This is a genomic window from Kitasatospora sp. NPDC015120 (assembly GCF_043080305.1).
GTDB lineage: Bacteria > Actinomycetota > Actinomycetes > Streptomycetales > Streptomycetaceae > Kitasatospora.
Map to the genome: position 1 here is coordinate 125,294 of NZ_JBIBVJ010000001.1, position 12,302 is coordinate 137,595.

At 73.9% G+C, this 12,302-nt stretch carries 9 protein-coding genes; 4 read left to right on the plus strand and 5 right to left on the minus strand.

Annotated features, from left to right (window positions below; all coding sequences use genetic code 11):
- Positions 1–109 precede the first annotated feature (109 nt).
- The 4 genes from ACF1AK_RS00540 to ACF1AK_RS00555 all read right to left on the minus strand — a co-directional run bounded on the left by ACF1AK_RS00540 (position 110) and on the right by ACF1AK_RS00555 (position 5,720).
- Positions 110–835: a ricin-type beta-trefoil lectin domain protein gene (locus tag ACF1AK_RS00540; protein WP_391496582.1), complete on the minus strand. Its 726-nt coding sequence runs from the start codon at positions 833–835 to the stop codon at positions 110–112.
- A gap of 328 nt (positions 836–1,163) precedes the next feature.
- A complete protein-coding gene (locus ACF1AK_RS00545) occupies positions 1,164–2,846 on the minus strand; it encodes a DEAD/DEAH box helicase (RefSeq protein ID WP_391496583.1) in 1,683 nt (560 codons plus the stop codon).
- Between the two features lie 159 nt (positions 2,847–3,005).
- Positions 3,006–3,209 (minus strand): cold-shock protein, encoded by a 204-nt coding sequence (locus ACF1AK_RS00550; RefSeq protein WP_327676217.1) that lies wholly within the window; start codon positions 3,207–3,209, stop codon positions 3,006–3,008.
- A 321-nt stretch (positions 3,210–3,530) separates the two neighbouring features.
- Positions 3,531–5,720, minus strand: a complete 2,190-nt coding sequence (locus ACF1AK_RS00555; protein WP_391496584.1) for an MMPL family transporter — start codon at positions 5,718–5,720, stop codon at positions 3,531–3,533.
- Positions 5,721–6,290: 570 nt separating this feature from the next.
- Here ACF1AK_RS00555 and ACF1AK_RS00560 point away from each other — a divergent pair.
- From ACF1AK_RS00560 to ACF1AK_RS00570, 3 genes are all read left to right on the plus strand, one after another.
- Complete coding sequence (locus ACF1AK_RS00560) at positions 6,291–8,555, plus strand: MMPL family transporter (protein ID WP_391497322.1); 2,265 nt, start codon at positions 6,291–6,293, stop codon at positions 8,553–8,555.
- 132 nt (positions 8,556–8,687) lie between these two features.
- Positions 8,688–9,581: a phosphotransferase gene (locus ACF1AK_RS00565; RefSeq protein WP_391496585.1), complete on the plus strand. Its 894-nt coding sequence runs from the start codon at positions 8,688–8,690 to the stop codon at positions 9,579–9,581.
- Between the two features lie 149 nt (positions 9,582–9,730).
- Positions 9,731–10,588, plus strand: a complete 858-nt coding sequence (locus ACF1AK_RS00570; RefSeq protein ID WP_391496586.1) for a polysaccharide deacetylase family protein — start codon at positions 9,731–9,733, stop codon at positions 10,586–10,588.
- 309 nt (positions 10,589–10,897) lie between these two features.
- Here the strand turns inward: ACF1AK_RS00570 and ACF1AK_RS00575 are convergent, their stop codons facing one another.
- Complete coding sequence (locus tag ACF1AK_RS00575) at positions 10,898–11,599, minus strand: exonuclease domain-containing protein (protein WP_391496587.1); 702 nt, start codon at positions 11,597–11,599, stop codon at positions 10,898–10,900.
- Between the two features lie 321 nt (positions 11,600–11,920).
- Between ACF1AK_RS00575 and ACF1AK_RS00580 the strand changes: the two genes are divergently transcribed.
- Positions 11,921–12,172, plus strand: a complete 252-nt coding sequence (locus ACF1AK_RS00580) for a hypothetical protein (RefSeq protein ID WP_391496588.1) — start codon at positions 11,921–11,923, stop codon at positions 12,170–12,172.
- Positions 12,173–12,302 lie beyond the last annotated feature (130 nt).

Below are 12,302 nucleotides of genomic sequence, written 5' to 3' on the forward strand. Positions count from 1 at the left end.
ACCGCCGATGGACGCTCCCTCCTTGCCCGCCCACGGGCAAGGAGGGGCCCGTCAACGACGCCCGCTCGTCCGACGTGATCCGAAAGAGGGCCCGACGCACGCCCGCGGCTCAGGCCGGGACGTGCCAGACCTGGTTGGCGGCGCCGTTGCAGTCCCAGATGCCCAGCTGGTTGCCGTTGGCGGTGGAGAAGCCGAGGTCGTCCAGGCAGCGGCCGGACGACGGGTTGAGGATCGAGCCGTCGGCTCGGACCTGCCACTGCTGGGCGCCGGTGCCGTTGCAGGTGTAGAGCTGGACCTTGGTGCCGTTGGCGGTGCCGGCGCCGGTGACGTCCAGGCACTTGTTGAAGGCCCGGACGGTGCCGTCCACCGCGATCTTCCACTGCTGGGCGTTGGTGCCGTTGCAGTCGTAGATCTGGACGGGGGTGCCGTCGGAGCTGCTCGCGCCCTTCACGTCGACGCACTTGTCCGCGTAGCCGGTGATCCGGCCGACCGGACCGGCGGGCTGCGGCGGGAGCTTGGGGCCGAGGACGACGTACGGGAAGGACACGGTCTCGTTGACGCCGCAGGGCGCGACCGCGGTGCCGTCGCCGACCACGGTGCCGCTCATGGTGCCGCGGCTGAACTGCACGGTGTGCTGGGCGTTCCACCACTGGCAGGTGGCGCTGACGTACCAGGTCTGGAGCGGGTCGATGCCGGAACAGGAGCCGTAGGCGTTCCAGCCTCCGACGTAGGCGGAACAGCCCGCGGCGGCCTGGGCGCCGGGGGCCGGTGCGGCGAGGGAGGCGGCCGCGCCGAGCAGGGCGGCGGCGGAGAGGAGGGCGGCGGTACGACGCATCGGGAAGGTCCTTCCGAGGACGGTGAACCGGACGAGCCGCGCGGCGGGGAACCGTGATGACGGTGCGCCACTTGTGCGGGCCGCGTGAAAGCCTCGGGGGGACGGAGGACCACGGTCAACAGCGCGGGGGGACGATCACGCCAACGGTCCGTCCACGGACGGGGCCCGGGACGAACGGACGTCCACGGACGGCGGCAGGCCGGGGCGCCGGACCATCCGTCCGGAAAAGCACCCGGCTCCCCCGCGCGGGGAGCACGCGGAACGGCCCGGCTCCCCCACGCGGGGGGAGCCGGGCCGTCGGATGCCGGGGGCCGCTCGGGCCGGGTGCTCAGTCGGCCTGGCGGCGCTGGCGGCCGGTGCCGTAGTTGGAGCCGGACTTGGAGCCGCTGCCGGGCTTGGACCGGCCGGACGAGCGGCCGATGAAGCCGGCCGCCTGGCGCGGCGCGCCGCCGCCCTGGCCGCCGCCGGCGCCGCCCAGGCGCTGCTTCGGCCGGGGACGGCGCGGGTTGCCGTTCATGTCGACGTCGGTCGGCAGCCCCGAGCGCTTGCCGGAGCGGCGGCGCGGGCCGGAGGAGCTCTTCGGCGCGGTCTTCCCGGCCTCCGCGTCGGCGGGCGCCGCCGGAGCGGGCACGGCCAGGGTGACCGGCACGCCGCTGGGGGTGCGGGCACCGGTGATCCGGGCGAGCTCGACGTCGCCGGGGCGGATCTTGGTGGTGGTCGGGCGGATCCCGGCCACCGTCATCAGCCGGCCGACCTCGCGCCGCTGGTCCGGCAGCACGAGGGTGACGACCGTGCCGGACTCGCCGGCCCGGGCGGTGCGGCCGCCGCGGTGCAGGTAGTCCTTGTGGTCGATCGGCGGGTCGACGTTGACGACCAGGTCCAGGCCGTCGACGTGGATGCCGCGGGCGGCGACGTTGGTGGCGATCAGCGCGGTGACGTGGCCGTCGCGGAACTGGTCCAGCACCCGGTTGCGCTGCGGCTGGGACTTGCCGCCGTGCAGGGCCGCGGCCTTCACGCCGTTGGCGAGCAGCTGCTTGGCCAGCCGGTCGGCGCCGTGCTTGGTGTGCACGAACATGATCACGCGGCCCTCGCGGGAGGCGATGTGGGCGGTGGTGGACGCCTTGTCGGCCGGCTCCAGCTGGAGCACGTGGTGGTCCATGGTGGTGACCGCGCCGGCCGAGGGGTCGACGGAGTGGGTCACCGGGTCGGTCAGGAAGCGCTTGACCAGCCGGTCGACGTTGCGGTCCAGGGTGGCGGAGAACAGCATCCGCTGCCCGCCCTCGGCGACCTGCTCCAGCAGCTTGGTGACCTGCGGCAGGAAGCCCATGTCGGCCATCTGGTCGGCCTCGTCCAGCACCGTGATCGCGACGTCGGAGAGCCGGACGTCGCCGCGGCCGATCAGGTCGTCCAGCCGGCCGGGGGTGGCGACCAGGACCTCGGCGCCGCGCCGCACCGCGTTGGCCTGCCGGGTGATCGACATGCCGCCGACGACGGTGGCGATCCGCAGGTTGACGGCGGTGGCGTACGGGGTGAGCGCCTCGGTGACCTGCTGGGCCAGTTCGCGGGTGGGCGTCAGCACGAGCGCCAGCGGGTGGCGGGCGTCGGCGCGCTTGCCGGCGGTCCGGGCGAGCAGCGGCAGACCGAAGGCGAGGGTCTTGCCGGAGCCGGTGCGGCCGCGGCCGAGCACGTCGCGCCCGGCGATCGAGTCGGGCAGCGTGGCGGCCTGGATCGGGAACGGCTCGGTGACGCCCTCGCGGGTCAGCGCGGACAGGATCGCCTTCGGCAGCTCCAGCTCGGCGAAGCTCGCCGCCGGCGGGCGGGCCGGGGTGCCCTGGACGACGGTGAACTCGGCGGCCTCGGCGACCCGCGGGGCGTTGCGGCGCGGGGGGCGGGAGGACGCGCCGGTGCGCGGGGCGCCGGTGCGCGCGGCTCCGGTGCGGGGGGCGCCGGTACGGCTGCGGGGCTTGCGGGTGCGGCCGCCGTCGTGGGGCGGCTGGGCAGGGGTGGTCACGGGGTTTCTCCGTCCGTAGCGCGGCAGCCCCGGTCAGGGGCTGGTCGGCCGTAGGAAAGGAGTGCGCCGCCCCGGCCGTTCGGCGGCATGGGCGAGGGCCCGCACCGTGCGGTGCGGGCCCTCGCTACGCGAGATCGCGAGTCAGCTCGGAAGCCGGACTCAGATGACGCGGATGTTCTCGGCCTGCGGGCCCTTCTGGCCCTGGGTGACGTCGAACTCGACCTTCTGGCCCTCGACGAGCTCACGGAAGCCCTGAGCGACGATGTTCGAGTAGTGCGCGAACACGTCGGGGCCGCCGGTCTCCTGCTCGATGAAGCCGAAGCCCTTCTCGCTGTTGAACCACTTCACGGTGCCGGTAGCCATAACCGTCTCCTCTAACTGGGGCATCGGAGCCCACACCTCGTGGACCCCAAGTAGCCGCGATCCCCATCCGGAGACTGAAACACCGGACAAAACAAATGCGCCTGTTGGTTGGGACCAGCAGGCGCACACAAGCGTTCATGGGAACCAAAACTGCAACTGACTCGACTGTAGCACGGCCGCACCCCGATTGACCGGGGATTTTCTGCCCGACAGATCACGTTTGCGGGCTCCGGGAAGCGGGCAGACGGCGCCCGCCGAAGCGGGCGCCGTCCTCGGCGGCACCGCAGTGCCGCCCTGGTGTCACCGGAACGATTGAACGGATCAGCGCCGTCCGGCCGACTCCGGCAGACCGTGTGCGCCGTACGGGCTCGCCGGTGCGGCCACCGGGTCCCCGTGGCCCCCGCCGGTGGCGTCGCCGCCGTGGCCGGGCCACCAGGCGGCCTTGCCGACCAGCGCGGTGAGCGCCGGGGTGAAGAACATCGCCATCACGAAGGCCGCCAGGAAGATGCCGAAGGCCATCGCGAAGCCGAACTCCAGCATGAAGATGTTGCCCGCGAGCATGAAGGTCGCGAACGACACCGCCAGGATGAAGCCGGCCGCCGCGACGGTCGGGCCGCCGTGGCGCACCGCCTCGCGGGCCGCCTCGCGCGGGTTGCGGCCCTCGCGGGCCTCCTCGCGCAGACGGGCGATGATCAGGATGTTGTAGTCGGTGCCGATCGCCACCACGAAGAGGTAGATGAGGATCGGCAACATGAACATCATGCCGTGCTCGCCCTTGATGTTCTGGAACAGCAGGGTCGAGGAACCGAGGGTGGCGGTGAAGCCGAGGCCGACCGAGGCCATCAGGTACCAGGGGGCGACCACGCTGCGCAGCTGGAGGGCCAGGATCAGCAGGATCAGCAGACCCGCGATCGGGAACACCAGCTTGTAGTCGTGGCTCATCGCCAGGTTGATGTCCTTGTAGATCGCGGTGATGCCGCCGACCTTGGCCTCGGTGCCCGACGGCGCCTGGCCGTGGGCGACGTCGCGCAGCTTGGTCAGGGTGTCGATCGCGTCGTTGCTGGACGGCTCGTTCTTCAGCAGGACGGTGAAGTCCGCCGTCGCGCCATCCTTGCTGACCTGCGGCTTCGCCTCGGCCTCGGCGACGCCGGGGACGGCGCCGAGCTTGGCGGCGTAGCCGTCGAACACGGCCTGGTCGAGCTTGCCGCCCTTGGTGGTCAGGTAGACGTGCGTCGGGTCGGCGGCGCCGGCCGAGAAGCCGTTGACCAGCCTGTCCTGGACGACCATCGACTCCTTGTCCTTGGGCATGGAGCTGCCCGCGAGGTCGAAGGTGCCGTTGTAGTTGAGGGCGCCGGCGGTCAGGGCCAGCAGCACGCCGCCGGAGGCGACGGCCACGATCGCCGGACGCTTCTGGACGACGCGGCCGAGCGCGGCGAACCGGGCGTTGTTCGGCTCGCGCATCCACTTCTTGCCCGGCCAGAACACACCGCGGGCCGGGATGACCGCGAGCACGGCCGGGGCCAGGGTGAGCGAGGCGAAGGCGGTGACGACGACCGCGATGGCCAGCGCCGGGCCGAGCGCCTTGAACATGCCGAGGCTGGAGAGGATCAGCACCGCGAAGGCGACGGTGACCGCGCCGGCCGCGGAGGCGATGGCCTCGCCGACCCGGCCGACGGCGTTGACCACGGCGTCCTGGCGGTTGTCGCCCGCCCGCAGCCGCTCCCGGTAGCGGAAGGCGAGGAACAGGAAGTAGTCCGTGCCGACGCCGAGCACCACGACGATCAGGATCGCCGAGAGGATCGGTGTGGACTTCAGGTCGAAGGCCTTGGTGGCGTAGGCGATCAGGCCGTTCGCCGTCGGCATGGCGACCATCAGCGAGAGCAGCACCGGCAGGAGGCCGGCCAGCACGCTGCGGAAGATGAGGCCGACGATGATCGCGACCAGGACGACGCTGCTGACCGCGATGATCGCGTCGGCGGCGCCGGAGGACTCCTTCTGGTCCAGCTGCTGGGCGGCGGCGCCGCCGAGCCGGAACTTCAGGTCGGTGCCCTCGGCGAGCGCCTTGCCCTCCTCACGGATCTTCTTGGCGGTGTCGCCGAAGGCCTCGGACTGCTGGGTGGTCTTGTCGATGGCGATCGGCGCCAGCGCGTACTTGCCGTCCTTGGACGTCGTCTGGTCGCTGAGCGGGACGATCTGCTCGACGTGCTCGATCTTCTTGTCGGTGAGCCCCTGGACGATCTTCGCCGCGGCGGACTTGTCGTCGGCCGTCATCGGCGCGCCGTCGTTGCGCTCGAACAGGGCGAGCGCGGACGGCGTGAAGCTCGCCGGGAACGCCCGTTCCTGCAACTCCGCGGCCTGGATGGACTCGTAGTGCTTCGGGAGGAACGCGGCCTCGTCGGTCTGGGCGGTGATCTTCGGCGCCGACGCCGCGATGGCGATCATCGCGACGATCCACGCGGCGATCACCCACCAGGCGCGACGGACGACGAATTGTCCTAGTCGGTGGAACATGCTCGTGATGCCTCCTGGGCATGGTTCACCGCAGCCCTTGGGGGACGGGACGCCGGGCGACGGATCGGGATCGGCTCCGGCCGGTGCGGGGGCACTGGCCTAGCCGGTCGGCAGGTAAGTACTCAGAGGGGATCATCCTACGGCCACTTACTTGCCGACCGGCAAGCAGTTTTTCCCCTCGACCCCGTTGCCGCGGGCCGACCCCCTCAGGGACGCCGCGAAGCGGCCCTGACCCATCTTCGCCCCCGCACGACCCCTCGGACCTCGTGCTCGGGGTGGATTCCACTCCCCCTCAGGGTGGAGCCGCTGCCCCGACCCCTGGGAGGAGATATCAGGGTTGGCGGGTAGGGATAACCCCACCCCGCCCCCGAGGAAGACCACAGGGAGAACTCCCCCGCCAGCCGGATACCCCGTCACCTGCGGCTTCCCTACTGTCGATCGGGACGCCGGGCCGCACCCCGGCGCCCGACATCCGGCGGTCCACCACCGCCGCAGGCCCGGCCCGCGCCCGCCACCGACTCCCGGCGCCGGCCGCACTCCCAGGGGGAAACCGTGAAGACCAAGCTCGGCATGGCCGCCGCCATGGGCGCGTGGAGCGCCAGGCACAGAAAGACCGCCGTCTTCGGCTGGCTGCTCTTCGTCGTCCTCGCCGCCGTCCTCGGGGGCATGCACGGCAGCACCAAGGTCACCGACGCCGAGTCCATGCCCGGCCAGGTCTCCCGGGCCGCCGAGATCCTCGACCGGGCCGGCCTCAAGCCGCCGTCCACCGAGACCGTGCTCGTCCAGAGCAGCACCCTGACCGCCGACGCCCCCGCCTTCCGGGCCACCGTCGAGCAGGTGATCAGCGGGGTCGGCGCCACCGGCAGGGCCACCGACGTCCGCTCGCCCTACGACACCAAGGCGGTCTCCGCCGACGGCCGCTCCGCGCTCGTCCAGCTCACCGTGAAGGGCGAGCACGAGGAGGCGGTGAAGAACGTCACCGCCGTGGTCGACGCCGTCGCCGCCGTCCAGAAGCAGCACCCCGACCTCACCGTGGTCGAGCTCGGCGACGCCAGCTCCGGCAAGTGGATGGACGAGCAGTTCGCCGACGACTTCGCCCGCGCCGAGTGGACGGCCGTCCCGCTCGCCCTCGGCATCCTGCTGGTCGCCTTCGGCGCGCTGGTCGCCGCCGTGCTGCCGGTCGTGCTCGCGCTCACCGCCTTCATCGCGGCCGGCGGACTCGTCGCGCTCAGCAGCGGCCTGCTGCACACCAGCAACAGCGCGAGCTCGGTGATGCTGCTGGTCGGCCTCGCCGTCGGCGTCGACTACTGCCTCTTCTACCTGCGCCGCGAGCGCGAGGAGCGGGCCGCCGGGCGCGACCTGGAGACCAGCCTGCGGATCGCCGCCGCCACCAGCGGCCGGGCCGTCCTCGTCTCCGGCGTCACCGTGGTGATCGCCATGGCCGGCATGTTCCTCACCGGCATCGCCGAGTTCGAGTCCATGGCCTACGCCACCATCGTGGTCGTCGTCACCGCCGTGCTCGGCTCCCTCACCGTGCTGCCCGCCCTGCTCTCGATGCTCGGCGACAAGGTCGGCAAGGGCCGGGTGCCGTTCCTCGGCCGGCTGCGCCGCCCCGATGCCGCCACCACCGGCGGCCGCTTCTGGAACGCCGTGCTGACCCCCGTGCTGCGCCGCCCGCTGGCCGCCACCGTGCTCTCCGGGGCCGTGCTGATCGGCCTGGCCGCCCCGCTGCTCACCATGCACACCGCCAACCTGACCTTCCAGCAGCAGCTGCCCAAGGGCAACGAGCTGGTCGCCGTCTCGCAGAAGATCGAGGCCGCCTTCCCCGGCAGCCCGGCGCCCGCCTCCGTGGTGATCAAGGCCGCCGACATCGACTCCCCGGCGATGACCGCCGCGATCGCCGACCTCAAGGCCCGCGCCCTGGCCAGCGGGCAGATGCACGGACCGGTCGACGTCACCGTCCACCCGCAGCAGAACGTCGCCACCGTCGACATCCCGCTCAACGGCACCGGCAACGACAAGGTCAGCAACGCCGCGCTGAAGACCCTGCGCGAGCAGCTGGTGCCGGCCACCGTGCTCACCGTCCCCGGCACCGAGGCGCCGGTCACCGGCCGCACCGCCGGCTCGTACGACTTCAACGCCAAGATGACCGACTCGATGCCGGTGGTGTTCGGCTTCGTGGTGGCCTTCGCCTTCCTCCTGATGCTGACCTCCTTCCGCTCGCTGGCCGTCGCCGGCACCGCCGTGGTGCTCAACCTGCTGTCGGTCGGCGCCGCGTACGGGGTGCTGACGCTGGTCTTCCAGCACGGCGTGGGGGCCTCGCTGCTGGGCACCGAGGGCGTCGGCGCGGTGGAGTCCTGGGTCCCGCTGTTCCTCTTCGTGATCCTCTTCGGCCTCTCGATGGACTACCACGTCTTCGTGGTCTCCCGGATCAAGGAGGGCCGCGACCGGGGCCTGCCGACCCGGGCCGCGGTCGCCCACGGCATCCGCTCCACGGCCGGGGTGGTCACCAGCGCCGCGGTGATCATGGTGGCGGTGTTCGCGGTCTTCGGCACCCTGTCCATGCAGGCCATGAAGCAGATGGGCGTCGGCCTCGCGGTCGCGGTGCTGATCGACGCGACGATCATCCGTGCGGTGCTGCTGCCCGCGGTGATGACGCTGCTCGGCGAGCACAACTGGTACCTGCCGCGCTGGCTCGGCTGGCTGCCCGACCTCTCGCACGGCGAGAGCGTCCCGCCGCTCGGCGCCGGCGCCGCCCACGCCCCCGTCCCCGCTCCGCAGGCCGCGCCGGAGCAGCGGCCCCACCAGGCCCGGCATCGCCGGATCGAGGTCTGACCTTCCCCAGCGGTCCCCGGACCAGCAGACCTCGGACAACCGCCGGGCCCCGCGTGACGCGGGGCCCGGCACCCGTTTGCCAGAATGATCGCCCACCCTCACCCGGCTGTCATGCAAGAAACGGACACCCCCATGCTCCCCTTCGACGAGGCCCGGGCCCGGCTGCTGCTCGCCCGCGCCTGCGAGTCGGCCGGCCTGCCCGGCCCGGGCGACGCCCGGCTGCTCGCCCTCGGCGAGAACGCCGTCTTCGACCTCGGCGACCCGGCCGTGGTCGCCAAGGTCGGCCGCGCCCCGGAACTCCACGGGCGCGCCCGGCGCGAGCTGGCCGTCGCCGACTGGCTGGCCGGCCACGGCGTCCCGGTGGTCCGCCCGTACGACGCGCTCCCCGTCGAACCGCAGCTCGCCCACGGACACCCCGTCACCTTCTGGCACCGGCTCGCGCCCGCCGAGCGGGCCGCCCGGCCGGTCGACCTCGCCCCGCTGCTGCACGCCCTGCACCGGCTGCCCGCCCCGCCGTTCACGCTCGGGCGGCGCGACCTGCTGGCGCCCGTCGAGCGCTGGCTCGCCTCCGCCGAGGGCCACGTCGACCCGGCCGACGTCGACTTCCTGCGCCGGCGCCGGGACGCCTTCGAGGCCGAGGCGGCCGCGCTCGCCCCGCACCTGCCCGCCGGGGTGATCCACGGCGACGCGCTGCCGCGCAACGTCCACATCGGCCCGGACGGGCCGGTCCTGCTCGACCTGGAGTTCGTCGCCGACGACCTGCGCGAGCACGACCTGGTGGTGCTGGCGCTCAGCCACGACCGGTACGGCGTGCCGGGCGAGGAGTACCGGGCGTTCACCGAGGCGTACGGCTGGGACGTGCGCGAGTGGCCCGGCTTCGCGGTGCTGCGCGGGGCGCGGGAGACGGCGAGCGCGTCCTGGGTCGCGCAGCAGGCCCCGGGCAACCCCGCGGCGCTCGCCGAGTTCCGGCGGCGGGTGGACTCGCTGCGGACGGGGGCCACGGAGGTGCGCTGGTACCCGTTCTGACCGGGTGCCCGTGGCCGGAAAGCGCCGGTCGGCGGGGGTGCCGGGGGCCGGAGCGGAACCAGCGGCAGCATGAAAAACGTCTTGTCGGACAGTCATCCTGCACCCTGACCGAGGATCGGCACCGTCCCTGTCCCCCAGGAGCCGCCGCCATGTCCGAGCCCGCCGTCCCGCAGCCGCCCGCCCCCGCCGTCCGGCGCGGCCCGCGCCGGGCGGCGGCGGGCCTCGTGGCGGCGCTCGCCGCACTGGCCCTCGCCGCCTGCGGGACCGCGAACGGCGCGCTCCGGCCGGAGCCGGGCACCTCCGCCCCGGCCACCCCGGCGCCCACGCCGTCCCTCACCCCGACGGCCGTTCCGACGGCCGTTCCGACGCCCGCCCCGCCGCCGGCCACGTCCCCCGGCAGCGGTGACCCCGCCCCGGTCGTCCACTCCACCGCCTCCGGCGGCCGGACCGTCGCGCTCACCTTCGACGACGGCCCCGGCCCGGCCACCGGCCAGGTGCTGGACCTGCTCGCCCAGTACGGCGCCAAGGCCACGTTCTGCCTGATCGGCAAGCAGGCCCTCGCGAGTCCGGCCACCGTGAAGCGGATCCTCGCCGGCGGCCACCGGCTCTGCGACCACACCGTGGACCACCCGCAGCCCTTCGCCGCACTCCCCCACGACCGCGCCGTCCACGAGATCGCCGACGGCCGGCGGATGATCGTCCAGGCCGGCGGCCCGGACACCGAGGTCGGCTGGTTCCGCGCCCCGGGCGGCGCGTTCACCCCCGGCAACCGGGCGATCGCCGCCGACCACGGCCTGCGCCCGCTCGGCTGGTCGGTCGACCCGCGCGACTGGTCCCGCCCGGGCACGGCGGCGATCGTCTCCGCCGTACAGGCCCAGCTCAAGCCGGGCGGCGTGGTCCTGCTCCACGACGGCGGAGGCGACCGCGCCCAGACCGTCGCCGCCCTGCGGCAGCTGCTCCCCTGGCTGACCGCCCAGGGCTACCGCTTCGACGTCCCCGCCGGCTGAGCCCGCTCCTGCTGGGCTCCCTCCACCCCTGGCTGCTCGTCCCCACCGGCGCCGTCCGCGCCGGTCTCCCCGAACGGCGCGTCACCGTCGGGTTCACCACCACCGACGGCACTCCCCGCACCGCCGCCGTCACCGACGCCTTCCCCGCCCGCGAGACCCCCCGCCGCGGCGGTCCCGCCGAGGTCCGTTACGACCCCGCCGGCCCGGAGGTGGTCGCCGCCCTGGAACGCCTGGCCGCGCTCCACCGCGACGGCGCCCTCGACACCGCCGGGTTCACCGCCGCCAAGGCCCGCCTCCTGGGGACCGGGCTCAGCGCAGGGGCCAGCGGGGGTCGATGACCGCCTCCGGGTCCTTGCCCCGGCGCAGCCAGGCCTGGAGGTCCTCGGCCCAGGCCCGGTGCCAGTCGACCTGACGGGCGTGGAGCTCGGCCGGGGGGAGGTCGCCGACCCGGTCGGGGTAGCGCTCGGCGAGGGCGACGGCGACCCGTACGGCGGCGAGGGCGTCGCTGCCGGCCTCGTGGGCGTCGGTCAGCTCGACGCCGTACACCTCGCAGACCCGCTGGAGGGTGCGGGAGCCCTTGCGGTACTTGTCCACGGCGCGGTCGATGACCAGCGCGTCGAGCACCGGCGCGACCGGCCCCCCGAGGCGCTCGGCGAGCACCGGAAGGCCGTGCCGGCGCAGCTCGGCGTCGAGCAGCGAGAGGTCGAAGGGCGCGTTGAAGGCGACCACCGGCCGCCCGTCGGCGAGCCGTCCGCACAGCGCCGCGGCTATCTCGTCCACCGCCTCCTTGGCCGGCCGCCCCTTGGCCCGGGCCAGGTCGTCGCCGATCCCGTGGATCGCCGCCGCCTCGGCGGGGATCGGGACCCCCGGATCGAGCAGCCAGCCGGTGGCGCTCAGCCGGCGGTCCCCGACGGTGTCCACGAGGGCGGCCGTGACGATGCGGTCCACGGCCGGGTCGGTGCCCGTGGTCTCCAGGTCGAAGCCGACCAGTGGCTGCTGCCACCAGCTCATAGGGGTGTGTCCTTCCGTCCTCTGGGTCGAAGCAGCCCCTATCATCACCCGCCCCTCCGACAATCCGGCCGGTGGGGGGCTCGGCGCCCGCGTCCGGAGAGCCGGCGGCCCGCCGCCGCCGACGGCACCGCCGCAGCGCCGGCCGGCGGGCCCGCAGCGGTGTCCGGGCGTCCGGGAGGTGTCCGGGACGGGGGGTGCGTCGCAGGTCGGCGGTGTCCGGGTGTCCGGGACGGGGCCGGGCTGTTGAAGCGGGCACGGCGCAGCGGATTCGGTGGCAGCAGACATCCGCCGACACCGGGCGGACGACGAAAGGACAGGCACATGCGCACACGTCTGCTGCTCTCCGGCGCGGCCCTGACGGCCGCCGCCCTGCTGGGCACCACCGCCGCCACCGCCCACGCCGCCGCGGGCGACACGACGGGCTCCGCCGCGAGCGTCGCGGCGGGCTACTGGAAGAAGATCGGCCGCTTCTCCAGGTCGGCCTGCATCGAGCTGCGCGACTCCTACGCCGGTGAGGCCCAGTGCCGCTCGGCCGGCGGCGGCCAGTACGACCTCTGGGTCTGGGTCCCCTAGCGGGCCTCACCCCGGCCGGTGAAGCCGCCGTGGACGACGCGGGCGGGGCCGGGGCCGGTGGGGTGCGGCAGGGGGCGGCACACGGGGGCCGCCCCCTGCTCCATGGGGAGGGGGCGCGTCCTCCGTACGG

Excerpts from the sequence above, each read along its gene's own strand:
- ACF1AK_RS00540 (WP_391496582.1), bottom strand. The coding sequence starts at position 835 with ATGCGTCGTACCGCCGCCCTCCTCTCCGCCGCCGCCCTGCTCGGCGCG.
- ACF1AK_RS00550 (WP_327676217.1), bottom strand. The coding sequence starts at position 3,209 with ATGGCTACCGGCACCGTGAAGTGGTTCAACAGCGAGAAGGGCTTCGGC.
- ACF1AK_RS00555 (WP_391496584.1), bottom strand. The coding sequence starts at position 5,720 with ATGTTCCACCGACTAGGACAATTCGTCGTCCGTCGCGCCTGGTGGGTG.
- ACF1AK_RS00560 (WP_391497322.1), top strand. The coding sequence starts at position 6,291 with ATGGCCGCCGCCATGGGCGCGTGGAGCGCCAGGCACAGAAAGACCGCC.
- ACF1AK_RS00565 (WP_391496585.1), top strand. The coding sequence starts at position 8,688 with ATGCTCCCCTTCGACGAGGCCCGGGCCCGGCTGCTGCTCGCCCGCGCC.
- ACF1AK_RS00570 (WP_391496586.1), top strand. The coding sequence starts at position 9,731 with ATGTCCGAGCCCGCCGTCCCGCAGCCGCCCGCCCCCGCCGTCCGGCGC.
- ACF1AK_RS00575 (WP_391496587.1), bottom strand. The coding sequence starts at position 11,599 with ATGAGCTGGTGGCAGCAGCCACTGGTCGGCTTCGACCTGGAGACCACG.
- ACF1AK_RS00580 (WP_391496588.1), top strand. The coding sequence starts at position 11,921 with ATGCGCACACGTCTGCTGCTCTCCGGCGCGGCCCTGACGGCCGCCGCC.